The organism is Aurantimonas manganoxydans SI85-9A1 (assembly GCF_000153465.1).
GTDB classification, from domain to species: Bacteria; Pseudomonadota; Alphaproteobacteria; order Rhizobiales; family Rhizobiaceae; genus Aurantimonas; species Aurantimonas manganoxydans.
In genome coordinates this window covers 4,005,466-4,030,774 of record NZ_CH672387.1, presented here as the reverse complement: position 1 = coordinate 4,030,774, position 25,309 = coordinate 4,005,466, and the positions used below count along the sequence as shown (strand labels likewise).

18 protein-coding genes and 1 tRNA gene are annotated in these 25,309 nt (G+C 67.9%); 3 read left to right on the top strand and 16 right to left on the bottom strand.

Annotated elements, in window-relative coordinates:
- Nucleotides 1-618: 618 nt before the first annotated feature.
- Nucleotides 619-695 (bottom strand) — tRNA-Arg (locus tag SI859A1_RS18900).
- A gap of 434 nt (nucleotides 696-1,129) precedes the next feature.
- On the opposite strand from SI859A1_RS18900, the gene SI859A1_RS18895 reads away from it, so the two are divergent.
- Nucleotides 1,130-3,307, top strand: coding sequence for a TonB-dependent siderophore receptor (locus SI859A1_RS18895; RefSeq protein WP_050767600.1), 2,178 nt, complete (start codon nucleotides 1,130-1,132; stop codon nucleotides 3,305-3,307).
- 277 nt (nucleotides 3,308-3,584) lie between these two features.
- Here the strand turns inward: SI859A1_RS18895 and hrpB are convergent, their stop codons facing one another.
- The 4 genes from hrpB to SI859A1_RS18875 all read right to left on the bottom strand — a co-directional run bounded on the left by hrpB (nucleotide 3,585) and on the right by SI859A1_RS18875 (nucleotide 9,763).
- Entirely contained in the window at nucleotides 3,585-6,071 is a 2,487-nt protein-coding gene (hrpB, locus tag SI859A1_RS18890) for an ATP-dependent helicase HrpB (protein ID WP_009211273.1), read from the bottom strand.
- Entirely contained in the window at nucleotides 6,068-6,724 is a 657-nt protein-coding gene (locus SI859A1_RS18885) for an ABC transporter ATP-binding protein (RefSeq protein WP_009211272.1), read from the bottom strand. The genes hrpB and SI859A1_RS18885 overlap by 4 nt, the downstream gene beginning before the upstream one ends.
- Entirely contained in the window at nucleotides 6,721-8,451 is a 1,731-nt protein-coding gene (locus tag SI859A1_RS18880; protein WP_009211271.1) for an ABC transporter permease, read from the bottom strand. Before SI859A1_RS18880 ends, SI859A1_RS18885 begins: the two co-directional genes overlap by 4 nt.
- Before the next feature lie 67 nt (nucleotides 8,452-8,518).
- Complete coding sequence (locus tag SI859A1_RS18875) at nucleotides 8,519-9,763, bottom strand: ABC transporter substrate-binding protein (RefSeq protein WP_050767599.1); 1,245 nt, start codon at nucleotides 9,761-9,763, stop codon at nucleotides 8,519-8,521.
- Between the two features lie 143 nt (nucleotides 9,764-9,906).
- Between SI859A1_RS18875 and SI859A1_RS18870 the strand changes: the two genes are divergently transcribed.
- Complete coding sequence (locus tag SI859A1_RS18870) at nucleotides 9,907-10,662, top strand: SDR family NAD(P)-dependent oxidoreductase (RefSeq protein WP_009211269.1); 756 nt, start codon at nucleotides 9,907-9,909, stop codon at nucleotides 10,660-10,662.
- A gap of 9 nt (nucleotides 10,663-10,671) precedes the next feature.
- Here the strand turns inward: SI859A1_RS18870 and SI859A1_RS18865 are convergent, their stop codons facing one another.
- From SI859A1_RS18865 to SI859A1_RS18825, 9 genes are all read right to left on the bottom strand, one after another.
- Complete coding sequence (locus SI859A1_RS18865; protein WP_009211268.1) at nucleotides 10,672-11,319, bottom strand: hypothetical protein; 648 nt, start codon at nucleotides 11,317-11,319, stop codon at nucleotides 10,672-10,674.
- 1 nt (nucleotide 11,320) lies between these two features.
- Nucleotides 11,321-11,926, bottom strand: coding sequence for an HdeD family acid-resistance protein (locus SI859A1_RS18860; RefSeq protein ID WP_009211267.1), 606 nt, complete (start codon nucleotides 11,924-11,926; stop codon nucleotides 11,321-11,323).
- Between the two features lie 101 nt (nucleotides 11,927-12,027).
- Entirely contained in the window at nucleotides 12,028-12,612 is a 585-nt protein-coding gene (locus tag SI859A1_RS18855; RefSeq protein ID WP_009211266.1) for an NADPH-dependent FMN reductase, read from the bottom strand.
- A complete protein-coding gene (locus SI859A1_RS18850) occupies nucleotides 12,609-13,250 on the bottom strand; it encodes a class I SAM-dependent methyltransferase (protein WP_009211265.1) in 642 nt (213 codons plus the stop codon). Before SI859A1_RS18850 ends, SI859A1_RS18855 begins: the two co-directional genes overlap by 4 nt.
- A gap of 30 nt (nucleotides 13,251-13,280) precedes the next feature.
- A complete protein-coding gene (locus SI859A1_RS18845) occupies nucleotides 13,281-13,907 on the bottom strand; it encodes a class I SAM-dependent methyltransferase (RefSeq protein WP_009211264.1) in 627 nt (208 codons plus the stop codon).
- 118 nt (nucleotides 13,908-14,025) lie between these two features.
- A complete protein-coding gene (gene dnaJ, locus SI859A1_RS18840; RefSeq protein WP_009211263.1) occupies nucleotides 14,026-15,168 on the bottom strand; it encodes a molecular chaperone DnaJ in 1,143 nt (380 codons plus the stop codon).
- Nucleotides 15,169-15,318: 150 nt separating this feature from the next.
- Nucleotides 15,319-16,401 carry an acyltransferase family protein gene (locus tag SI859A1_RS18835; RefSeq protein WP_040326030.1) on the bottom strand — a complete coding sequence of 361 codons (1,083 nt, stop codon included), beginning with the start codon at nucleotides 16,399-16,401 and terminating at the stop codon, nucleotides 15,319-15,321.
- Nucleotides 16,402-16,640: 239 nt separating this feature from the next.
- Entirely contained in the window at nucleotides 16,641-18,569 is a 1,929-nt protein-coding gene (dnaK, locus tag SI859A1_RS18830) for a molecular chaperone DnaK (RefSeq protein WP_009211261.1), read from the bottom strand.
- 504 nt (nucleotides 18,570-19,073) lie between these two features.
- Nucleotides 19,074-21,341, bottom strand: coding sequence for a transglycosylase domain-containing protein (locus SI859A1_RS18825; protein WP_009211259.1), 2,268 nt, complete (start codon nucleotides 21,339-21,341; stop codon nucleotides 19,074-19,076).
- A 431-nt stretch (nucleotides 21,342-21,772) separates the two neighbouring features.
- Here SI859A1_RS18825 and SI859A1_RS18820 point away from each other — a divergent pair, with 431 nt between their 5' ends.
- Nucleotides 21,773-22,567, top strand: coding sequence for an SDR family NAD(P)-dependent oxidoreductase (locus tag SI859A1_RS18820; protein WP_009211258.1), 795 nt, complete (start codon nucleotides 21,773-21,775; stop codon nucleotides 22,565-22,567).
- A gap of 94 nt (nucleotides 22,568-22,661) precedes the next feature.
- On the opposite strand, the gene SI859A1_RS18815 is transcribed toward SI859A1_RS18820, so the two are convergent.
- Together SI859A1_RS18815 and SI859A1_RS18810 are read right to left on the bottom strand one after the other, a co-directional pair.
- A complete protein-coding gene (locus SI859A1_RS18815; protein ID WP_009211257.1) occupies nucleotides 22,662-23,495 on the bottom strand; it encodes a MipA/OmpV family protein in 834 nt (277 codons plus the stop codon).
- Nucleotides 23,496-23,773: 278 nt separating this feature from the next.
- Nucleotides 23,774-25,165, bottom strand: coding sequence for a M20/M25/M40 family metallo-hydrolase (locus SI859A1_RS18810; protein ID WP_009211256.1), 1,392 nt, complete (start codon nucleotides 25,163-25,165; stop codon nucleotides 23,774-23,776).
- Nucleotides 25,166-25,309 lie beyond the last annotated feature (144 nt).

The following is a 25,309-nucleotide window of genomic DNA, read 5'->3' as shown; positions in this document are numbered from 1 at the left end:
TACTCAGCCCGACGGGGCGACCCTGCCCCTTGATCCGCTCCGCTGCGGTTTCCAAGGGTGGTCCGCTCGACCCAGGCCGAACGTCGTCGAGCACCTTGCCGATCCAAGAGCCGGCAAAGGACCAAATCTCGATCCATCTGGTGGAACGGGGACGCAACTCGCGACAACGCGGGTATCGACGGCATGGCGGGTTTGCGAGGGATTGCGGGATCAATTTCACCTGGGCCTTCGACGGTACTCGAACGGCTTGGGACCGCACATCGTCACCGATCGCGGTTTGATGACATCAATCGATTGTGTAGGGCGGTGACAAATCAGGCCACGGAGCGGCGGCGCTCATGCAGCGGCGGCCGGAGTAAAATCCGGCCGGTGGTTAGAGTCTGTTTGACGAGATCGGCGACGCCGCCGTCGAGTTACACCACGATTGGGGACACGACCGGCCACGTCACAGTTCGCTGCCCCGCGATTGTCGATCCCCGGGGCTTCGAAGCGGTCCGGGCAGCGTTGCGCAGCCGCAATCGCAAACTTTCAGCACCTCGTGTTCCAAGAGACGGGCTTAGAACGCTCGTGGCAACTCACAATGAAGGAGCACTGACAGTGCCCACTGGTATTCAGGAATGGTGCACCCGACAGGATTCGAACCTGTGACCTCTGCCTTCGGAGGGCAGCGCTCTATCCAGCTGAGCTACGGGTGCCCGGGTCGCGGGCGGGATCCGGCGAACGGATCAGCATGACCGAAATCTCCCTAGCCGATCGCGGGCCGCACGGCAAGAAGCGTTGATCGGCAGAGCGCGATCGGCTGCCCTGCGCTCCCCTCCGAAGGCAGGAGGTCACAATCCTGTCGGGTGCATCGCCGTCGGGTCTGGCGCTTTGCCGCGTGGCGGTCGCGAGCCGAAAAGAAGCGGTGCGGGGACAGGGGGCCGAGAGTGAGGCGAGTGCTGGTGGGTCGACAAGGACGGTGCGGGCGCTGCCGGTTTGTCGAGAACGGCGTGAGAGGACCGTTGCCGCAATTAACTTGACTCCATTTATCAACTTATCTTATCCCGCCTCGGGGTCATATTGCGGGGACAACATGGTGACAAAATCGGATAACGGATGCCTTGTGTCCGTGCTTGCAGGGGCATTGTGCATGGGACTGCCTGGACTCGCGGCAGCGCAGTCGCAGGAAGACGGCGTCGTCGTCCTCGATGCGGTCGTGGTGGATGGACAGTCCGGGGTTGCCGATACGGCTGCGTCCGCCGGGACTGCGACGGCATCTCCCGTCGTGTCTTCTGCATCCGGCGGTGCGGCCTATGTGCAAGCCGAGGCGACCAGCGCGACAAAAGGCGCGGCGTCGCGGCTGGAGACGCCGCAGGTGGTTTCGGTGGTATCGCAAGCGCAGCTTGAGGACCAGGGCGTTCGCACCATCGACGAGGCAACCCGCTATGCCTCGGGCATCCGTTCGCAGCAGTTCGGCGCCAACAACAGGGTCGACTGGTTCACCATTCGAGGGTTCCCTGCCGAGCAGGATGGCCTGTTCCTCGACGGCCTGTCGCTGTTCTCGACCGCCTTTGCCAGCTGGCGCATCGATCCGGCCGCCCTCGATCGCGTCGAGATCCTGAAGGGTCCGGCCTCGGTCCTCTATGGCGGCACCTCGCCCGGCGGGCTCGTCAATCTCGTCTCCAAGAACCCGGTAACTGAACCGCTGTTCTCGCTGACCGCCGGCATCGACGAGGACGGGCAGGCCTATTCGATGATCGACATGGGCGGACGGCTGACCGAGGACGCTTCGCTGTCGTATCGCTGGAATTCGGTGATCCTGGGCGGCGATACATATGCCGACATCGGCGAGGAATTCCGGGGCGTAGTCGCGCCCTCCCTGACCTGGGCGCCCGATGCTGACACGACCCTGACGGTTCGCGGCTACTACCAGTCGGAGGATTCCAACAATCTGCCCGGCTTCCTGCCCTATGACGGCACGGTCCGTCCGCGCACGTTCGGTCGTATCGACCCGAAGCTCTTCACCAGCGATCCGTCGGTCGACGAGTATTCCCGCGAACAGGCGATGATCGGCTACGAGTTCGAGCACCGCTTCGACGAGACTTTCACCGTCCGCCAGAATCTGCGCTACGCGCATACGCGTTCGACCTACGACTATGTCTATCCCTTCGGCTATGCGAGCGATCTGTCCTTCCTCAACGGCCTGTCCGGTGGCACGTCCGACGAGCTGGCGCGGCTGCATTTCCGCACGACGCCGGAGGCCGATTCCTTCAATGTCGACACCCAGATGGAAGCCAGGTTCGCGACCGGGGCGTTCGACCACACGCTTCTTGCCGGCCTCGACTATCGCGACTACAGGATCGACGATGTTCAGGGCACGAGCACGCTCTACTCGCGGCTGAACATCAACGACCCGGTCTACGGCATCAATATCGGGCCGATCGACAACATCTACATCGACAATACCCAGACGCTGCGCCAGACCGGCTTCTATGCTCAGGACCAGATCCGGTTCGATCGGCTGGTTGTCACGCTGAACGGGCGTGCCGACATCATCGATACGGCGCTCGACAACAATCTGGGCGCCGACGCCGAAGCGTCCGACACGTATTTCAGCGGCCGGGCGGGCGCGGCTTATGTTTTCGATTCCGGTATCGCGCCCTTCATCAGCTACTCGCGCTTCGTCACCCCGGTGCTTGGCGTCGATCCCGACACCCAGCGGCCCTTCGAGCAGGGTGAAGGCGAGCAATACGAGGTCGGCCTGAAGTATCAGCCGGCCGGCTTCGACAGCTTCGTCACCGCCTCGCTGTTCGATCTCACCCGCAGCAACGTGCTCGTCAACGACGTCGCCGGCGGCCGCGCCTTCACCCAGATCCAGGTCGGCGAGATCCGGTCCAGGGGCGTCGAACTGGAGGGGACTCTCGCTCTGACCGACGGCCTCACTGCCGTTGCGGCCTATACGGCCTACGATCTTGAGGTCACTGAGACATCCGACATCAACCAGGGACTGACGCCGGTGGCGGTGCCGGAGCAGTTCGCCTCGCTGTGGCTGGACTACAAGGTGCAGAGCGGTTGGCTGAAGGGGCTCGGTGTCGGTGGCGGCGTGCGCTGGACCGGCAAGTCCTACGCCGATCTCGCCAATACGCTGGAAGTCCCGGACTTCACCGTCTTCGACGCGGCGATCTCCTATGAGCGAGGCAACTGGCGCGGTCAGGTCAATGTCGCCAATCTCGCAGACAAGCGCTACGTCGCCTCCTGCAACGGTGAGACCTCCTGCTTCTACGGCGATCCCCGTAAGGTCACGGCGAGCCTCACCTACACTTGGTGATGGACACTTCTGCGCGACTTAAGAACTGGACGCGCTGGGCGAAGTGGCTGCCTCGGCGCATCCTATCCTCCTCGCAGAGGAACAAGCCCGAGAGTGGCCGAGGGCTCGGAAGGACTGAGGCCGGAGGCGAGGCAGGGTCCATCCAGCGTATGCCGCATTTCGGGTGCGGTACATTCGACCGCTCTGCCACCTCCCCTGAAGAACGCTCGAAGGCGTCTGCGACCGGTGTCGACGGGAGACTCTGCCGCGGCGGCGATGGCTGCAGCGCCCCGGGCCCCTATTGTCCGCGTGGCTTGGCGCGGGCAGTGGGAGGTGCGCTGGCCGGGTCTTCCGGCCAGGCGTGGCGGGGATAGCGGCCGCGCAGGTCGGCGCGCACGTCGGCCCATGAGCCGGCCCAGAAGCCGGGCAGGTCGCGGGTGATCTGGATCGGGCGATGGGCCGGCGACAGCAGCTCGACGGTCAGCTTCAGGCGGCCATCGGCGATGGTGGGGTGCTGCGACAGGCCGAAGAGCTCCTGCACCCGGATCGCCAGCACCGGCTGGTCGGCCTCGTAGCGGATCGGCACGCGCGAGCCGGTCGGCGCCTCGTAATGGGACGGCGCCAGCGCTTCCAGCCTGTTGGCCGCCGCGGGCGGGACGAGGCCGCGCAGCGCCTCGGAGATCTGTCCGGGCGTGATCTGCGCCAGCCCGGTGACGCCCGGCAGATAGGGCATCAGCCAGTCCTCGAGGCCGGCGAGCAGTGCGACGTCGGAAAGGTCCGGCCAGGGCGGGCCATAGGCGGCGGCGAGGAAGCGCAAGCGGCGCAGCAGCCGCTCATTGTCCTTGCCGAGCGGCAGGACGGCGAAGCCGAGACGGCGCAGGCCGTCGGCCAATGCGCGCGTCGTCGCCTCGCCGGTCGGGGTCGGCAACGGCGCTTCGGACAGGGTGGCGCGGCCGAGCCGGCGCACCCGGCGGGCGCGCACCTGCCGGGACGCGGTGTCGAAGGTGACGACGTCCTCGCTGACGCCGCGTTCGCCAACGAGCCGGTCCATCGCCTCGGACGACAGGCGGGCGGCCGAGAGAATGCGGCCGGCCCGGGCCTGGCCCTGGAGTTCGGCGACGACGAGGAAGCGTTCGCGGGCAAGGTTTGAGGCCGCATCCACGACACCGCCGCGGCCATTGGCCAGGACGAAATGGCCGTGCGCCCCGCGGGCGATGGCGATGCGATCGGGATAGGCAAGCGCCAGCAATTCGCCGGGCTCGGTGGCGGGCTCCTCCGAACGCGGCGGTGCGGTCGCCCTGGCATCGCTGGCGATCCGGCCGGCAAGGCCGCCAGCGGCCCTGGCGCGTGGCGAGCGGTCGCCGGCCAGCCGGCGCAGGCGTTCGCCGAGATCGATGTCGGCGCCGCCAAGGCCGCGTTCGGTCAGGAGCACCGCCAGCAGCGCCGCGCCGCGTCGCGCCGTGTCACCGGCAGCGACCACCATATGGGCCAGTCGCGGCGGCAGCGGCAGGCCGCGCATGGCCTCGCCCGTCGGCGTCAGCCGGCCGTCGGTGTCGAGCGCGCCGAGCTCGGTCAGGAGCGCGCGCGCCTCGGCGACGGCGGGGCCGGGCGGGGGATCGAGAAAGGCGAGGTCGGCCGGCTCGGCAACGCCCCAGGCGGCGCAGTCGAGGACGAGACCGGAGAGGTCCGTGGCAAGGATTTCCGGCCGGTCGAAGAGGGCAAGCGCCGCCGTCTGCTCTTCGCGCCACAGGCGGATCGCGGTGCCCGGCGCGGTGCGTCCGGCGCGGCCGGCGCGCTGGTCGGCCGCAGCCCTGGAGATGCGCACGGTTTCCAGTCGCGACAGGCCCGTCGCCGGCTCGAAGACCGGCTGGCGGCGCAGCCCGGCATCGACGATCACCGACACGCCGTCGATGGTCAGCGAGGTCTCGGCGATGGAGGTGGCGAGCACCACCTTGCGCCGCCCTTCCGGGGCGGGGCGTACGGCGCGATCCTGGGCGGTGCCCTCCATGGCGCCGTAGAGCGGCGCGACGTCAACCGTTTCTCCCACCAGCGGCCGCAGGCGCTCGGCAACCCGCTCGATCTCGCGCTGGCCGGGCAGGAAGACCAGCAGGCTGCCGCTTTCCTCTGTGAGCGCGGCGCGGATCGCGGCAACGACGGCATCTTCCACCGGCTCGGTGCCCGGCCGGTCGCGATAGCGCAGGGTCACCGGGAAGGCGCGGCCATGGCTTTCGACGACGGCGACCGGGCCGCCTGCCGCATCGCCCAGAAGCGTCGCCACGCGGGCGCCGTCCAGCGTCGCCGACATGACGAGGAGCTTCAGATCCTCGCGCAGCGCCGAGGCGACGTCGATGGCCAGCGCCAGGCCGAAATCGCCGTCCAGCGAGCGCTCGTGGAATTCGTCGAAGAGGACGGCGGTAACGCCCGCCAGCTCCGGGTCGGACAGGATCATGCGGGTGAAGACGCCTTCGGTGACGACCTCGATGCGGGTCCTGCGCGACACCTTCGTGTCGAGCCGCATGCGCCAGCCGATCGTGTCGCCGACCGCCTCGCCGAGAAGGTCGGCCATGCGCCGGGCGGCGGCGCGGGCGGCAAGGCGCCGTGGCTCGACGAGGATGATCTTGCCGTCGCCCAGCCACGGCTCGGCCAGGAAGGCGAGCGGCACCAGCGTCGTCTTGCCGGCGCCGGGGGGCGCAACGAGGACGGCGCGACCGCGTACCGCCATCGCCGCCGACAATTCGCCGAGAACGTCCTTGACCGGAAGATCGGGCAGGGGGGCCGGGGTCACGAGGCGGCTCCCGCGCCGAGATCGACGATCGGTCCGCCGGCGGCCCCGGCGTCGGCCCGGTCGTGGGTGACCAGCAGGGCCGGAATCTGCCGCTCGGCGACGAGGTCGAAGACCAACTGCCGCACGGTCTGGCGCAGATCCGTGTCGAGCCGCGAGAAGGGCTCGTCGAGAAGCAGCGCCTCCGGGTCGGCCAGCAGCGTGCGGGCAAGGGCCACCCGCGCGGCCTGGCCGCCCGAGAGCGTTGCCGGATCGCGGTCGAGATGGCCCGGCAGGCCGACGCGCTCCAGCATCGCCTCGGCGGCGGCGCGGCGACGGCTTCGGCCCGTCACCCGCGCCGACAGGCCGAAGAGCAGGTTGCCACCGACCGACATGTGCGGATAGAGCAGCGCGTCCTGGAAGAGCAGGCCCACCCGGCGCCGCTCCGGCGGAAGCCCGGTCAGGTCACGGCCGTTCAGCAGCGCTCGCCCGGTGGCGGTGAAGGCGGGATCGAGGAAGCCGGCGATCAGCGCGAACAGCGTCGACTTGCCCGAGCCGGACGGTCCCATGACGCTGAGCGTCTGGCCCGGGGGCACCAGCCGGTCGAGGGTCAGGAGCCGGCGGGTTCCAAGGCTGATCTCGACCGCGTCGAGGCGCAATCCTTCGTCTGTGGTCATGGCGCCCTCATGCCGCGACGGCCGCGTGCAAGCAAGACCGGCACGAGACTGGCGGCGGCGAAGGCAAGGAAGGGCAGCGCGGTCTGCAGGAGGGCATAGGCGCCGATGACCCGGCGGTTGCCGCCGGCCGCCAGCGCCACCGCCTCGGTCGTGATCGTCGGCAGGCGTCCGGCGCCGATCAGCACGGTCGGCAGATACTGGCCGATCGAGACGGCAAAGCCGATGGCCAGCGCGGTCAGGATCGGCGCCGTCAGCATCGGCAGGCGGACGCGGAAGAAGATCGCGCGGCGCGACCGGCCGAGCCCGGCTGCCACCTGCTCGTAGCGCGGGTCGAGGGCGAACCAGGGATCGGCCAGGGCCAGCGCCGCATAGGGCGCGACGAAGATCAGATGGGCGGCGACCAGCAGCGGCACCGAAGGCGTCAGGCCGGCAACGAGGATCAGCACCTGCAGGCCGAAGACGAAGGCGATCTGGGGGACGATCAGCGGCAGGTAGATCAGGCCGGCGATCGCGGAGGGCAGGCGGATCTCGCCGGCACGCGCGGCAGGGAAACGCCGGCGACGGGCTTCCAGGAGGGTCACGACGAGGCCGAGGGCGATGGTCGCGGCAGCCAGCGCCACGGCGAAGCTCGTCCACAGAGGCCCGCTGGCGGCGCCGAGGGCGCGGCGCCAGCTGTTCAAATTGAGGGTCGGCGGCAGGAGATCGGGAAAGCCCCAGAAGCCGGCGACCGACCACAGGAGAAGGAGCGCAAGCCCGACGAATACCGCAAGAGCGGCGAGCGGCACGGGCAGGGCGGCCAGACCGCGCAGGGCCGCGTCGGAAGCGTGGCGCCGGCCCTTCGCCGCCTCCCGGCGGACGAGCCAGCCGCCGACCCGCTCGAGGCCGAGCCAGGCGAGGATGACGGCGAGCGTCACCACCAACTGCACCAGCGCGCCGGCGGAGGCCTGGAAGCGCATGGCCAGATCGGGATCGTTCATCCAGCCGATCAGCCGGACGGCGAGCGGCGCCGGGGTCGAGGGCCCGAGGATCAGCGCCACGTCCACGACGGCCGAGGCGAAGGCCGCGATCGCGATCACCGGCAGCCGGATCTGGCGATAGACCGACGGCCAGACGGTGAGGAGAAAGGCGGCCATCCGCCCATAGCCGAGCGAACGGCCGAGCCGCTGCCGGCGCTCGGGATCGGCCTGCGGCAGGGCCGCGAAGGCGACCAGCATCAGGAAGGGCATTTCCTTGGCGATTAGCGCCGCCATCATCGACAGGGCCAGCGGATCGCCGACGATCAGGAGGTCCGGCGGACGCTCCAGGCCGAGCGGCACCGCGGCGAGGCGGAAGAGGAGGCCTGACGGCGCGATCAGGAAAAGAATGCCGAAGGCTGCCGCCGCATGGGGAACGGCCAGAAGCGGCGCCAGCGCTTGCCGCACCACGCCCATGCCCCGGCTGCCGGAAAAGGCGGCGAGGAACAGCGCGATACCGACGACCGAGACGGCCGTCGTCAGGAGGCCGGCCGCGAAGCTGAGCCCGACCGAGACGCCGATGCCCGGCGCGGCCAGAACCGCCCGCAGCGGTTCAAGGGAGAAGGCGTCGCCGCCCAGCGCCGGCAGATAGCCGAAGGCCGGCAGGGCCACCCCGGCCAGCCCGACGGCGACGGGCGCGGCGAGGAGCAGCGCCAGAAGCGCCGGCAGGATCGCGGCGAAACACAGCCGGCAGGGACGCGCGTCGCCCTTCATGGAGTCAGCCCGCCGGGCGCCCTCTGAGGTAGACCGGGCGTTCGAGCGGGGGCGTCCGTGCGGGTCATCAGCCGCCGTAGCGGCGCTTCCACTCGTCCTCGATGCGGGTCATCCAGGAGGCGTGGGGTTCCGGCAGGACCGGACCGAGCCCGGACGGGGGCAGCGTGGCGACGCCCCGGTCGATGGCGGCGAAGGCCGCGCGATCGGCCGCAGCCAGCCGGTCCATGGCGAGCACCGTCGGGTCGCCCCAATAGGCAGGATCTTCCTTGCGCAACTGCGCTTCCGGCGAGATCAGGAAGTCGGCAACCACCATCGCGCCGGCCTTGGCCGAGGAATTGTACGGAATGGCGACGAAATGGCTGTTGCCGAGCGTGCCGCCGGGAAAGGTGAAGGAGCGCACGGTGTCCGGCAGTTCGCCGGCGGCGATGCCGGCCGAGGCCTCGGACGGGTTGAAGGCGAAGATGATGCCGAGTTCGCCGTCGCCCAGAAGCTGCTTCATGGCCGGGTAGTTCTGCGGATAGTCGCGCCCCTCGCGCCACAGCACCGGGCGAATCGCGTCGAGCCAGGCCCATAAAGGCGCCGTCGCTTCGGCGAAATTCGCGTCGGTCGCGGCCTCCTGCAGCACGGCGGCGTCGGGCGCCTGCTCGATCAACACCTGCTTCAGGAAGCTCGAGCCGATGAAGTCCGGCGGCGCCGGATAGGAGAACTGGCCGGGATGGGCCTTGGCCCATTCCAGCAACGCGTCGGTGTCCTGCGGCATCTCGGCGATGGCGCCGCTGCGGGCGGTATCGGCGAAGAACACCATCTTGGCGCCGCCCCAGGGCGATTCCTGGCCCTCGGTCGGGACGGTGAAGTCCGTGGTCACGCTGGGATTGTCGATATCGACGAATTCCCAGTTGGGCAGCGCGGTGGCGAAGCCCTCGGCCAGGAGGCCCTGCTCCTGCATGGAGACGAAGTTCTCGCCATTGATCCAGACGAGGTCGACCGAGCCGCCCGTATCCTTGCCGGCCGCCTTTTCCGCCACGACCGCGGCCACGGCGTTGGCGGTGTCGTCGAGCTTGACGTGCTGCAGGGTGACGCCGAAGCGGTCCTTCACCGTGTCGGCGACCCAGCCGATGTAATCATTGATGTTCTGCGAGCCGCCCCAGGCATTGAAATAGACGGTCTGCCCCTTGGCGGCGTCGAGAACCGCGGGCCAGTCGGACGGATCGGGATCGGCGGCGCGGGCAGGCGCTGCCAGCAGCAGGGCCGTCGCCAGAGCAGCGACGCACTGTCTTGCGACGAGACGAGCATTTTTGCCGACACGCACCATCAATTGTTCGTCTCCGCTTCCCGGAACGCCTATGTGCATCGGCGAACGTGCTAGAAGCAACCGCATGTCGCGCGCCATCGGACAAGTTGATCATTCCGTGATCGCCGGGCGCGGATTTCGAGTTTCGAAGAGGGCCTCTATCAATGGCGGATACAGCGCATGACGACCGCAAGACGCTGGTTCTGACCGGCGCGTCGCGGGGCATCGGTCACGCGACCGTTAAGCGCTTCTCCCGCGAAGGCTGGCGGGTGATCACCTGCTCACGTCAGGATTTCTCCGACGACTGCCCGTGGCCGGCCGGGCCCGAGGATCACATCCGGGTCGACCTGTCGGATCAGGAGGATGTCGGCTTCGCCGTGTCGGAGATCCGGCGCCGGCTGGAGGCCAACGGCTCGGAACTGCATGCGCTGGTGAACAACGCGGCGATCTCGCCCAAGGGCGAGGGCGGCTCGCGGATGGATTCGATCCGCACACCCATGCATGCGTGGCGCGACGTGTTCCAGGTGAACTTCTTCGCCCCGATCATGCTGGCGCGCGGCCTGTTCAAGGAATTGTCCAAGGCGCGGGGCTCGATCGTCAACATCACCTCGATCGCCGGCGGCCGGGTGCATCCCTTCGCCGGGACGGCCTATGCCACGTCGAAGGCGGCGCTGAACTCGCTGACCCGCGAGATGGCCCATGATTTCGGCCCGGCCGGCATCCGGGTCAATGCCATCGCGCCGGGCGAGATCGAGACGGCGATCCTGTCGCCGGGCACCGAGAAGATGATCGACGACATCCCGCTGCGCCGCCTCGGCCAGACCGCGGAAGTCGCCGACGTGATCTACTTCCTGTGTTCGGGGCAGGCGTCCTACGTCACCGGCTCCGAACTGCACATCAATGGCGGCCAGCACGTCTGACGCCGGGGTTCAGCCCTTCGCGATCTCGTCGAGCGCCTTGTCGAGATCGGCCTTGAGAAGCGCCGCCAGGAGCGCCGGAAAGCGTTGCTTCGGGACGAGATCGGCCAGGGTCTCGGCATCCTTGCCGAGGCCGAGCTCTTCGGCAGCCTTGAGCGCGCGCTTGTCGGCAAAGGGATAGATCTCCTCCCAGGCGATCTGCACCTCGCGGAAGAAGATGTCGACGCCGACATCGCCGATGCCCTTGAAGGCATTCAGGAGCCGGCGCTCCTCGGCCGGTTCCTGTCCGGCCGCCGCGCGCAGCTTGCGCAGGTCGCCGTCATATTCGGCCAGGCAGTGGTCGGCCATGTCCTGCAGGAAGCGCGAGGTCTTCTCGTCGAAGCGCGCATAGCCGTTGCGGTTGAGGATGACGACGCGCTCCTTCCAGGTCGCATCGGCCATGTGCTGCGCGGTCGTCAGCCCGGCATCCTTCAGGGCCTTGGCCGCGCGCAGCGCCTGATCGGCGGAAATGCGCGCCGACGACAGGTTCGCGGCGACCAGCCACAGGAACAGCCCCATCGGCTCATTGCGGCCGAGATCGACCCCCAGATCGTCGGCAAAGGTCGCGCCATTGCTGCGCTCCAGAAGGCGCGCGACCAGATCCTCCTGCGATCGGCTCATGTCATGTCCCCCGGGTGGGCGCGTTGTTGCGCGCGTCGAGCGCCGAGAACAGGAGCGCCATGCCCGACGTGATCAGCGAGATGCCGAGGAAAAGGCCGACGGCCCAGACCGCGGTGCCCGGAAGACCGAGGATCAGGAAGGCCGCCAGCACGATATCGACGATGCCGGAGACCACCAGCAGCCAGAACCGCCCGGTCGACGGCTGGAAGGCGCGGGCGATGGAGAAGTTGAACACGCCGGACAACAGGAAATAGAAGCTCAGCATCCAGGTCAGGGTGATCGAGCCGGCCACCGGATCGTAGATGATGACGGCGCCCAGCGCGACCGCCAGCAGCGACAGGAGGAGGCTGGACCAGAAACCCGGTGCGCCCTTCGCGCGGAACGCGCTGACGGCACCGACGATGCCGGCGAAGATCAGCAGCCAGCCGAACAGCAAGGTCGTCGCCAGTGTCGCCGCAAAGGGGGCGAGGATCGCCAGAACGCCGACGACCACCATCAGGCCGCCCTGGAAGGCGTAGGATTTCCAGTGGTCGTGGAGATGGCGTTCCACCGTGCGCTGGAGATCCCGCGGACGCAGCGTCTGCGGATGGTCCGGGTCGATGCTCATGTCGCGTTCCCTTGCCGTCGGCTGTTCGAACCGAAATTCGCGGCGCCCGTGCCCGGTTCCAACCCGCGGCGCTCGCCGCGTTCGGCGTTCGGCGGACCGCGTCAGCCGCGACGGCTGAGGCTGCGCGAGGTGTCGAGCAGCTTGTCGACCAGCGATTCCAGCGAGGTGCGAGCAATGTCGTCGGACAGGCGGCCGTTTTCGTCGAAGCCGTTGGCCGCGTCGGCGACGCTGCATTGCTGGGTGAGCACCTCGGCGCCCAGCGCCCGCATCACCAGCCGCAGGGCTTCGAGGCCGCGCGCCCCGCCAAAGCGGCCGGGCGACGCCGAGGCAAGGCCCACCACCAGCCCCTTGAAGGGCTGCACGGGCCGGCCCTGCACCTTGCGTACGCGGCTTGCCCAGTCGATGGCGTTCTTCAACACCGCCGGGATCGAGTGATTGTATTCGGGGCTGACCAGAAGCAGCCCGTCCTGCACCGCGATGCGGTGGGCGAGCAGGACGGCGTTCTCGGGAATGCCGTTGTCCTGTTCGTGGTCGCCGTCATAGAGCGGCAGTGGATAATCGGCGAGATCGAGCCGGGTCACCACCGCGTCGGACAGCGCCAGCATGCGGGTCGCCTCGGCGGCCAGCTTGCGATTGTGCGAGGCAAGCCGCAGCGAACCCGGCAGGACGAGGATGTTGGCGCTCACGAAGCCGACGCCGCATTCTCTGCCGGGGCCGTGTCCTGCGAGTAGATCCACACCCGGGCGGGCGGGATGTTGTTCCAGACCCGCGGCGAGGACGACACCGAGAACACGCCCGGAACCGGCCTCACGGGCGGGGTGAGCATGTAGGACAGCTCCGTCAGATTGCCGCCGGGCATGAGCCGCGACAGATAGTCGGTGAACAGCGCCTGGCGCTTTTCCTGCGAGAAGCTGACGATCGGGATGGCCATCAGGATCGCGGCGAATTTTTCGTCCCGGCGACCGCCGAGGGTCCGGTCGAGGTCGAAGCCGTCGCCGTTGATGACGTTGACGCCGGGAAAGCGGCGCTGGAGCTGCCGGGCGAACTCGGAATCATACTCGATCGAGGTGATGCGCTCAGGGGCGACGCCATGCTCGAGCAGGGTGCGGGTGACGACGCCGAGGCCGGGTCCCAGTTCCAGGATCGGTCCGTCGAGATCGATCGTGGCGTGCCGGACCATCATGTTGCAGTAAGCCCGGCTGGAGGGGGCGACCGCACCCATCTTCACCGGATGGCGAACCCAGTTGGCGAAGAAGCGCGCCCAGTCGCCTTCGTAGCGTTCACCTGCCTGCGTCGTCTCGCCCCGTGCGCCGTTGCCCGCCATCTGCCGTCCTCTCCCGTGATGCTGCCGCCGTCAGGCGGATCGATACACCAACACGCGGGCGGGCGGCAGGTTGCGCTTGATCCACGGGCTGGTGATCAGTTCGGCGCCGATCCGCTCGGGTTTCACCGGCATGGTCAGCGCGTAGGAAAACTGGATGAAGGGCGCGCCGCGGGCCATGCGCGACAGCGAACCGCCGATGACGGCCTCGCGCTTGGCGTCCGGCTTGGTGAACAGCGGCAGGCTGGAAACCACGGCTTCCAGGCGTTTTCCGTCCATCGCACGGGTCACCGCGGCGCTGGGCGCGTAGGCATCGCCCTGGATGACCAGCGCGGCGGGAAAGCGCGCCCGCAGCAGGATGCAGAATTCGGGGGAATATTCGACGAGGACGAGGGCAGCTTCCGGCACGCCCTGGTCGACGAGGCACTGGGTGACGACGCCGGTGCCGGGACCCAGTTCGAGAACGCGAGAATCCGCGTCGAAATCGGCGGGATCGGGCACATAGGCGGCCATGGCCCTGCCGAGCGTGCGCGAGGAGGGCGACACCGCCCCCATCACCAGTGGCCGCTGCAGCCATCCCCGGAAAAAACGCGCCTCGTCGCTGACCTTCTTGCGCTTGCGCAGCGGGGTGGCTTGGCGCGGCTCCGGGGTTCCCAACACTCGTGTCCTCCAGTCCGGCCCGACGGCCGAGGTCCGGCAACACGTGATGCCGTGCCTGTGTAACGGCTTTACGACGCAGCCGTCGATGCGCTCTGCGTCTCAATAAACATGTCGCGGATCAATTTTCACTCAACCCCTCGAAGAACTCCTTCATCCGCGAGAAGAAGCCTGTGGACTGCGGAGAATTGTCGGAAGAGGAAATCTCCTCGAATTCCTCCAGCAGTTCGCGCTGACGGCGCGACAGGTTCTGCGGCGTCTCGACGGAGACCTGGATGAACAGGTCGCCCACCTGCGGCGAGCGCAGCACCGGCATGCCCTTGCCCTTCACCCGGAACTGCTTGCCGGTCTGGGTGCCCTCGGGCACCTTCACGCGGGTGGTGTTGCCGTCCAGCGTCGAGACGTCGAAATGACCACCCAGCGCGGCGGTCACCATCGACAGCGGCACCTGGCAGAACAGGTCGGCGCCGTCGCGCTGCATGAATTCGTGCGGCTTCACCGACAGGAAGATGTAGAGATCGCCCGGCGGTCCGCCGCGCAGGCCCGCCTCGCCTTCGCCGGCAAGGCGGATGCGGGTGCCGTCCTCGATACCGGCCGGAATGTTGACCGACAGGCTGCGCTCTTCCGGCAGCCGGCCATCGCCGCCGCACTTGCCGCAGGGGTCGGCGATGACCTGGCCGCGACCCTGGCAGTTCGGACAGGTGCGCTCGATGGAGAAGAAGCCCTGGGCGGCGCGGACGCGGCCGACACCGGCGCAGGTGGGACAGGTCTTCGGGCTGGTGCCGGGCTTGGCGCCGCTGCCGGTGCATTCGTCGCACTGGATCGTCGTCGGCACGCCGATCTCGGCAGTCTTGCCGTCATAGGCCTCTTCGAGGCTGATTTCCATGTTGTAGCGCAGATCCGAACCGCGCTCGCGGCCGTTGCCGGGCTGGCGTCCGGCGCGGGCGCGCCCGCCCATCATCTCGCCGAAGATGTCGTCGAAGATGTCGGCCATGGAGGAGGAGAAATCGCCACGGAAGCCGGCATTGCCGCCGCCGCCATTCTGGAAGGCGGCATGACCGAAGCGGTCGTAGGCGGCCCTCTTCTGCCCGTCCTTCAGGACCTCATAGGCTTCACCGAGTTCCTTGAACTTCACCTCGGCGTCCGCGTTTCCGGGATTGCGGTCGGGGTGATACTGCATCGCGAGCTTGCGAAACGCGGACTTCAGCCCCTTTTCGTCGACATCGCGGGGCACGCCGAGCATCTCGTAGTAATCGGCCTTCATTCAGGACTTCCATGGGTTCTGGACAGACGATTTGCGCGGCAGCAGGAGCTTTCGCCCGCCGCGCCCGCGACAACATGCCTTCGATGTAGGAACGGTTGGGGCGCGATACCATAGCGGCGTCCCGAAAGGAACCGCGGCTTCCTTTGCGGCTCAGGCCGAGGCCATGCGCGCGGGCTTGCCTTCGGGCCGGCGCGGACCGGCGATCCAGCCGCCGAACCGGCGCTCGACGAAGTGGTCGGAGAGCATCGCCACGGCCACCGTCGCGACCATCGGCAGGGTCCAGTAGACGTAGAAACTGATGATCCCGAGGGGCTCCAGCACGCGCTGCCAGATCACCGTCAGGAAGACGAACTCCATGACGGGATGCAGGAGATAGATCCCGAAGGACACCCGCGTCACCGGCATCAGCGGTGCCAGCATGGCGGTGGAGTCCGGCCGGGCCGTCTCGGCCAGTGCCGTGGCGGTCAGCGCCAGCGCCAGCAGCAGGAGCGTCGGGTAGGGCGGCGCCTGCAGGATCATCGCCGCGACGGCCGCGACGCTGAGGACGATGCCGGGCCAGTGGGCGGTAATGGAGATCATCCGCCGCCCGACGACGACGGCGATCGCCGAGCCGGCGATGAAGTCGGCAAAGGCGCGGTAGGCGCCCATCGTGTCGGCGCCGGTCCAGTGGCCGGAGGGAAACACGCCACGCCAGGAGGCGTATTCCAGCCCGCCGACCCAGACCGCCAGCAGCGCGAACAATCCGGCGAGCCCCTTCCAGCGGAACGCCAGGAGGATGACCGGGAACAGCGCATAGGCGAAGAATTCCGCACTCACCGACCAGGACGGATAGTTGAGCGCCAGCTCGTCCGTCGTGCCGAGACCGTGGAGGGCGAGAAGGTGCAGCGGCAGCGCCGCGAGGTCGCGGGCCCAGGGATGGTGGGCCGAGCCGACGACCAGCGCCACCAGCGCGATGGCGGCGAAGAACATCGTGGTCAGGAAATGCAGCGGATAGAGCCGCGCGATGCGCCGGCGCATGAAATTGGCGTAGTCGGCGACCGAGGCGATGCGGGTCGCGTAGCGGCTGGCGATCAGAAAGCCCGAGATCATGAAGAACATGTCGAGCAGCGGCAGCAACCGGTGCAGGAACTGCGTACCGGCCTCGACGCCGTAGGGCGCGAAGAACAGGAAGTGATAGGCCATGATCAACATCGCTGCGGTCAGACGCCAGCAATCGAAGACACGGAAGTGCATGGCTGCTCCTGTCGCGACCCGATCGGAACGGGGGCCTTGCGCCGCGCGCCCTGTCCGCCGAGCCCATAGGCGCGCGAGACACCGCAGCCTGCAAGCCAAGGATGAATTAACGGTAAACGCCGCGCTCCTCGGGACCGATGTGGTGCCCGAACGACAAAGCCCCGGCACGGGGGCCGGGGCTTTGCAGGTCTTGGCGATCGGGGGGACAGGCCGATCCGGCCTGCCCGTTGCCTGATGGATCAGGCGGACTTCTTCTGGTCCGCGTCGTCGTTGACTTCCTCGAAGTCCGCATCGACGACGTCGTCCTTGGCCGCTTCCGACGCATCGGCGCCGTCCTCGCCCTCGGGCTGTTCGGCCTGGGCCGCCTCGTACATGGCCTGGCCGAGCTTCATCGACGCTTCGGCAAGCCGGTCGCTCTTGGCCTTGATGGCCTCGGCGTCGGCTTCCGGCTTCTCGACTTCGGCCTTCAGGTCCTCGATCGCCGCGCTGATCGCGGCGCGATCCTCCTCGGAGACCTTGTCGCCATAGTCCTCAAGCGACTTCTCGGCCGAATGCAGCAGGCTCTCGGCTTGGTTCTTCGCCTCGACGGCCGCGCGACGCTTCTTGTCGGCGTCGGCATTGGCCTCGGCGTCCTTGACCATCTGCTCGATATCGGCGTCGGACAGACCACCGGAAGCCTGGATGGTGATCCGCTGCTCCTTGTTGGTGCCCTTGTCCTTGGCCGACACGTTGACGATGCCGTTGGCGTCGATGTCGAAGGTGACCTCGATCTGCGGCACGCCGCGCGGTGCCGGCGGGATGCCCTCGAGGTTGAACCGGCCGAGCGACTTGTTGTCCTGCGCCATCTCGCGTTCGCCCTGGAAGACCTGGATGGTCACGGCGTTCTGCGAGTCCTCGGCGGTGGAGAACACCTGGCTCTTCTTGGTCGGGATCGTGGTGTTGCGATCGATCAGGCGGGTGAACACGCCACCCAGCGTCTCGATGCCGAGCGACAGCGGCGTCACGTCGAGCAGCAGCACGTCCTTGACGTCGCCCTGCAGAACGCCGGCTTGGATGGCGGCGCCCATCGCGACGACCTCATCCGGGTTGACGCCCTTGTGCGGCTCCTTGCCGAACAGGTTCTTCACCGCTTCCTGGACCTTCGGCATGCGGGTCATGCCGCCGACCAGAACGACCTCGTCGATGTCCGACGCGGTGACGCCGGCATCCTTGAGGGCCGCCTTGCACGGATCCATCGTGCGCTGCACGAGGTCGTCCACCAGGCTCTCGAACTTGGAGCGCGTCAGCTTCATGGTCAGGTGCTTGGGACCCGACGCATCGGCGGTGATGAACGGCAGGTTGATTTCGGTCTGCGAGGCCGAGGACAGCTCGATCTTGGCCTTCTCGGCGGCCTCCTTGAGGCGCTGCAGGGCGAGCTTGTCGTTCTTCAGGTCGATGCCCTGGTCCTTCTTGAACTCCGACGCGAAGTAATCGACCAGACGCATGTCGAAGTCTTCGCCGCCGAGGAAGGTGTCGCCATTGGTGGACTTCACCTCGAAGACGCCGTCACCGATCTCCAGGACCGACACGTCGAAGGTGCCACCGCCCAGATCGTAGACGGCGATGGTCTTGCCGTCGTTCTTGTCGAGGCCGTAGGCCAGCGCCGCCGCGGTCGGCTCGTTGATGATGCGCAGGACGTCGAGACCGGCAATCTTGCCGGCGTCCTTGGTCGCCTGACGCTGGGCGTCGTTGAAGTAGGCCGGAACGGTGATGACCGCCTTCTCGACCTTCTCGCCGAGATAGGCCTCGGCGGTTTCCTTCATCTTCTGCAGGATCATCGCCGAGATCTGCGACGGCGAATATTTCTCGCCGGCCGCCTCGACCCAGGCGTCGCCATTGTCGGAATTGACGATCTTGTAGGGGACCATGCCCTTGTCTTTTTGCGTCGTCGGATCCTGGAAGGTCCGGCCAATCAGGCGCTTGATCGCAAACAGCGTGTCTTCGGGATTGGTGACCGCCTGGCGCTTGGCCGGCTGGCCGACGAGGCGCTCGCCGTCGTCGGTGAAGGCCACCATGGAGGGCGTGGTGCGCGCGCCCTCGGCATTCTCGATCACCTTGGCATTCTTGCCGTCCATGACCGCGATGCAGGAATTGGTCGTGCCAAGGTCGATTCCGATTACCTTCGCCATGCATAGTCTCCTTGTTTAGCGAGCCGCCCGGGACCCTCGAAGAGGCATTCCGGATTGGGCAGCCCCTGGAAATTCTGGGATGAACCGCAGGGCCGAAACGACTGCGTCGCCGGCTTCGGCGGGGCTGGCGGGTATATATGAAGTGGCATTTGGGGGTGCAAGACGGACGGTCGCGCTTTCGTGAGTTCGCTTTCCCCGGGCCTTGGGGCGGCTGAATCCGAAAATGGTTGGAACCGCAACGGACGGTCGGGACTTACCCCACCGAATACGCCGGCGCGCGGATGGTCCGCCTCCTGCCGGTCTGAAGGAGACAAGCCATGAACAGCATCATCTATCTCGTCGGCCTGGTCGTCGTCGTCGCCATCGTCCTGTCGCTGCTCGGCGTCCTCTAAGGACTCGACGCGACGCGTCCACCTCCTGCGGCCACGAGGGTCGCGGAAGGCCTTGAACGCGCAGACCGACAAAGACAGCCGGCGGACATGCCGCCGGCCAATGCAAGGCCGGTCAGCCCCCGAAGATGCTTCTGAACAGCGAACGGTCGCTGGAGCGGCCCCGGGCCGGGCCCTCGACGGTCACCCCCGGCGGCGGTGCGCTGTCATAGACGCGGCCGCCCCCTTCGGCCGGCAGACCCTGCGGCGGGATCGGCGCCTCGCCGTTCTGGCGGTAATAGGGATCGGCCGATTCCCCCTCGTAGAACCCGCCATCCGAATAGCCGCTATCGGCCGTCAGCGGCGCCTGCGCCTCGCCGATCCGGTAGTCGCCGGGCAGCGGGATCGGGTCCAGCCCCTCATGCGCGGCCGTCATGAAATCGTGCCAGGCCTCGGCCGGCAGCGAGCCGCCGGTGACCTTGCGCATCTTGGCGCCGTTGTCATTGCCCAGCCACACGCCGGTGGTCAGGTTGGCCGTGTAGCCGACGAACCAGGCGTCCTTGAAGTCCTGGGTCGTGCCGGTCTTGCCGGCGGCCTGCCAGCCGTCGATCGCCGCCCGGCGCCCGGTGCCGGCCGACACGACGCGGGTCAGCATGGCGTTCATCATGCCGACGATCTCCGGTGAGACGACGACCGGCGGCACTTCGGCGCCCCGTTCCCAGACCACCTTGCCCTGCTCGGTGACGACGCGGTTCACCAGATGCGGCGTCGCCCGGTAGCCACCATTGGCCAGCGCCGCGAAGGCACCGGTCAGTTCGACCAGCGACACTTCCGACGTGCCGAGCGCGATGGAGGCGTTGTCGACGAGGTCGGACTTGATGCCCATGCGATGCGCCGTCTCGATCACCGCGTCGGCGCCGGCGCTGTCCACCAGCCGGGCCGCGACGGTGTTGAGGGACTGGCGCAGAGCGTCGGCGACGGTGACCGGACCGCGGAACTTGTTGTCGTAGTTCTGCGGCGACCAGTTTCCGATCCGCACCGGCGCGTCGTCGATGATCGATTCCGGCCGCCAGCCCTTTTCCAGCGCGGTGGCGTAGACGAAGGGCTTGAAGGTCGAGCCCGGCTGGCGCTTGGCGTCGACCGCGCGGTTGAACTGGCTCTGGGCATAGTCGCGACCGCCGACCAGCGCGCGGATCGCGCCGGTGCCGTCGACCGAGACGAGGGCGCCCTGGCTGACATTCTGCGAGGCGCCGTCGACGGTCTTGCGCACGACCTCCTCGGCCTTCTTCTCGAGACCCAGATCGATGGTGGTCTCGACGATGACGTCCTGATCGATGTCGCCGACCAGCTGCTTGATGTCGCGCATCACCAGATCGGCGGCATAATGCTCGCCGCCCGTCCAGTAGCTCTTGGCATTGGTCGGCTTCTGCGCCTTGGCGTCGGCATACTCGGCCTGGCTGATGAAGCCCTCGTCGCGCATCGCCGCCAGCACCACCTCGGCCCGCGCCTTGGCGGCCGCCGGATCGTTGGCCGGCGACAGCCGCGAAGGCGCCTTCAGGAGGCCCGCCAGCAGCGCGGCCTCGCCGAGATTCACCTCTTCGGCCGGCTTGTCGAAATAGCGCCGGGACGCCGCCTCGACGCCGGTCGAACCGGAGCCGAAATAGACCCGGTTGAGATACATCTCGAGGATCTGGTCCTTGGTGAATTTCTGCTCCAGCCACAACGCCAGGATCGCTTCCTGGATCTTGCGGCGGATCGTCTGGTCGGGATTGAGGAAGACGTTCTTGGCGAGCTGCTGGGTCAGGGTCGAGCCGCCCTGCACGGTCTCGCCCGCCGCCATGTTCTGCATGAAGGCACGGGTGATGCCGATCGGATCGACGCCCCAATGGTCGTAGAAGCGCCGGTCCTCAATGGCGATCACCGCCTGCGGGATATAGGGGCTCATCTCGTCCAGCGAGACTTCCTTGCCGCCGGTCAGGCCGCGATTGGCCATCAGCTCGCCGCCCACCGAGACGATCTTGACGTTGGGCGGCCGGTCCGGGATCGCCCAGGCTTCCTGCGGCAGCTTGGCGGCCATGTAGCCGACCACGGCCGCCACCGTGAGCCCGCCGACGACGCCGAGCATCAGGAACAGCCGGAAGACATGGCCGAGGAAGCTGCGCCGGCGGCGTCCGCTGCCGCGGCCCGAGCCACCGCCGCCCTGCGTCTTGCCGCGGCCGCGTCGGCTGGAGGCGGCGGGCTTCGCCGGCTTGCGGTCGTTGACGGGTTTCTTCGCGGTCTTGCGGCGCGGACCGCTGGAAGCGTTCGGAACGGCGCGATCGTCGGCGCTGATGCGGAAATCGTCGTCGCCGAGTTCGGAACCGCCGAAGCTGGGTTCGATGCGCTCGTGCCGTCGTGCCGCCATTCGGACGTCTTTCCCTCACGAACCGACGCCGTCGCGTCCGGTCCTTTTCGTTTTCGGAGAGTCGCGCCGCACCGGGCGAACGTCGGCTCTCAACCCCATGCCTCGCGGCGACGGGCGCCGTCGAGGAGCCTGCGCGCCCGATCGGACGTCCCAGAGCCGAAACGCCGGCATGGCCGAACGGCCACGCACGAACCGACAGGACCCCAAGCCCCGTCGCATACATTTCTGCCAATCTGCGATGAAGCCTAAATGCGGCGAATTAACGGGACGTTAAGCAATGCGGCAGCGATCCGGAGAGGTTACTGACGGCCGCGGCGGTGGAGTTTGCCGCACGGTCGCCGCCGTTGATGCCGGCCGGGTGGCGCGCCATGTCCTGCGCCGAAGCGGGACGGCGCGACCCGTCCGCAGACATTCGCGAGAAGGAAGACGCCATGAATATCGACCTGTCCGGCAAGCGCGCCGTCGTCACCGGTTCGACCGGCGGCATCGGCCTGGCCGCCGCCACCGGCCTGGCCCGCGCCGGCGCCAGCGTGGTGGTGAACGGGCGCGGCGAGGACCGGGTGGAGACCGCCGTGCGCAAGGTGGTCGACACCGTGCCGCGGGCCGACGTCTCGGGCGCGGCCGCCGACCTGATGACCGCCGACGGCTGCAAGGCCCTGGTCAGAGCGGTGCCGGACCCCGACATCGTCGTCAACAATGTCGGAATCTTCGGACCGAAGCCGTTCTTCGAGATCGGGGACGATGTCTGGGAGGATTTCTTCCAGCTCAACGTCATGTCCGGCGTGCGTCTGTCGCGGGCGTGGATGCCGGCCATGATGGAGCGCGGCTGGGGTCGCGTGGTGTTCCTGTCGTCGGAATCGGCGCTGAACATTCCCGCCGACATGATCCATTACGGCTTCACCAAGACCGCGCTGCTGTCGATTTCGCGCGGGCTCGCCAAACTCGCCGGCGGCTCCGGCGTCACCGTCAATTCGGTGCTGCCCGGGCCCACAATGTCGGAAGGCGTCGAGGGAATGCTGGCGGACATGGCGTCGGAACAGGGTATCTCGATCGAGGAGGCGGGCGTTGCCTTCGTCAAGGCGGCACGGCCGAGTTCGATCATCGGCCGGCCCGCGACGGTCGAGGAGGTCGCCAACATGATCGTCTATGCCTGTTCGAAGGAGGCTTCGGCGACCACCGGCGCGGCGCTGCGCGTCGACGGCGGCGTGGTCGACACCATCGCCTGACGCCTAGGATACCGGCACGCGGCGCCCGATACGAAAAGGGCCCGGTCGCTGGCGACCGGGCCCTTGAAGAGAAAAGCGCTGAAAGCCTGCCGTCCTACCAGAGGTCGAGCGAGAAGCGCTTGGAGACGCCGAGGCCGAAGAAATACTGGTTTTCGTCGCCGGCCTGCACGATCGGCGAATCTTTGGCGTCGCCGACCAGCCGGTCGTATTTGGCGTCGGCATTGATGAACCAGTCGGTGAAGATCTCGTAGCGCGCCGAAGCGGCGACGCCGACGCTCTTGAAGCCGCCATCGGGATCGTAGGCGCCGAGGCGGAAGCCGGACGCGACCGATTCGCGGGCGCTGACGCCGAAATAGGAATCCATGTAGTCGCTGGAAGCGAAGCTGACGGTCGGGCCGGCCTTCAGCACCAGACGCTCGGTCGGCCGGGCGATCAGGTTCGCGCCGATGTCGCCGACGAAGCCGTCGGCACCGCCGAAGGCGTAGCGCACGGCGCCGTAGACTTCCGCATTCTGCCACTCGTAGCCGGCCTTCAGGCCGAGCTCGTAGGTCGCGTCGAGATCGTCGAGGCCGGTCAGCTCCGAATAGTCGCTCGCGTCGCGGTCGCCGATATAGTCGAAGGAGGGGCCGATCGACAGGCCGAGGCCGTCCTTGCCGCCGAACGAGCCGATGCCCGGCAGGTTCAGATATTCGACGCTGATGATCGGCGACGGATTGATCTGGTACTCGTCCGAGCCGAGATATTCCGGCGACACGATGCCGGAGATGCCGAGCTCGAAGACGAAGTCGGTATCGCCGTAGTCGTTGGCGGCGGGCGCCAGCGGCGCCGGTGCCGGGTCGTAGGGGGCGTAGACGGCATCGGCGGCAGCCGCGCTCAGCGAGGTCGCGAGCAGCAGGGCAAGGGCCGAGGCGGCGGTACGAATGCGCATGTCTGATACTCCAGCCTGTCACGCCATTCTTCGATCCGTCGGACCGCGTGGCGTGTTGTTGCCTTCGTTCATACGGGAAATTCGCAATCCATCAATTGCCGGAAGAGCCCGGCCGACGCTTTGCCGGGGCGCCGTTGCGCGGCAGGCACAGTGACAGGATGGCGCAGGCCGGCAGGGTGCGATGGCGCGCCGGGAAAACCCCGCTCCGATGTGAAAGGGCGCGGCAGCCGATTGGCGCCGCGCCCTTTCGTTCGAGCGGTCGGAGAGCCCGGGCGACCTCAGTCGCCGACGCCCAACGCCGCCAGCACGCGGGCCCAGGAACGCTGGCCCTTGTGGAAGGAGCTCATCTCGTACTTCTCGTTCGGCGAATGGATGCGGTCGTCGCCGAGGCCGAAGCCGATCAGCAGCGATTCCATGCCGAGCCGCGCCTTGAACTCGCCCACCACGGGGATCGAGCCGCCCATGCCGATCATCACGGCGGGCTTCGGCCATTCGTCCGAGAGCGCGGCGCGTGCCTTGCCGAGCCAAGGCGAATCGAAGGGGAGCTGGATCGCCGGCGAACCGCCATGGGGATGGTATTCGACCGAGCAGTCGGCCGGCAGGCGGGCCTCGACGAAGGCGCGGAAGGCGGCGCGGATCTTGTCCGGGTCCTGGCCGGCGACCAGCCGGAACGAGACCTTCACCATCGCCTGCGAGGCGATGACGGTCTTGAAGCCCTTGCCGGTATAGCCGCCGGAAATGCCGTTGAACTCCGCCGTCGGGCGCGCCCAGACCTGCTCCAGCACCGAGCGGCCGGTCTCGCCGGCGGGCACCGACAGGCCGACCGAACCGAGGAATTCCTCGGCCGAGAAGTCGAGCCCGTCCCAGATGGCGCGCACCTCGTCCGGAATGTCCTGGACGCCGTCGTAGAAGCCGGGGACGGTGACGCGGCCGTCGGCGTCGTGGATGTCGGCAAGGATGCGGGCGAGGACGCGGATCGGGTTCTGCGCGGCGCCGCCGAAATAGCCCGAATGCAGGTCCTGGTTCGCCGCCGTCAGGACGATTTCCTCGCCGACGAGACCGCGCAGGCCGGTCGAGATCGCCGGGGTCTCGCGGTCCCACATGTTGGTGTCGCAGACCAGCGCGACGTCGGCCGAGAGTTCGTCGCGATTGGCGTCGAGGAACGGGGTCAGCGAGGACGAACCGGATTCCTCCTCGCCTTCGAGGAAGATCGTGACCTTGCAGGGCAGGCCGCCGGTCTCGGCCTTGTAGGCGCGGCAGGCCTCGATGAAGGTCATCAGCTGGCCCTTGTCGTCGGCCGAGCCGCGCGCGACGATGCGCTCGGTGCCGTCCGGGCCGTCCTTGACGACGGGCTCGAAGGGCGCGGTCTCCCACAGCTCCAGCGGGTCGACCGGCTGGACATCGTAATGGCCGTAGAACAGGACGTGCGGCGCGCCCTCCGGCCCGTCGTGATGGGCGACGACCATCGGGTGACCCGGCGTCTCGCGCAGCGAGGCGTCGAAGCCGATCGCGTCGAGATCGCCGACGAGATATTCCGCCGCGCGGCGGCAGTCAGCGGCATAGGCCGGATCGGTGGAGATCGACGGGATTTTCAGAAGGTCGGTAAGCCGGCCGAGCGAGCGCTCGAGATTGAGGTCGAGGCAGGCAAGGACGCTGTCGAGATTGGCCATGGGAGATCCGTTTCTGCAAGGGAGCGGCCGCGCGGCGGGCGGGGCCGGGTCGTGCCCGTGAAGATGGGGCGCAGGCACGCGATGTCCTTCGTTACGGGAGACATCGGGTGGGGATCAAGGCCGGTGCCGGGCGGCGCGTCGCGG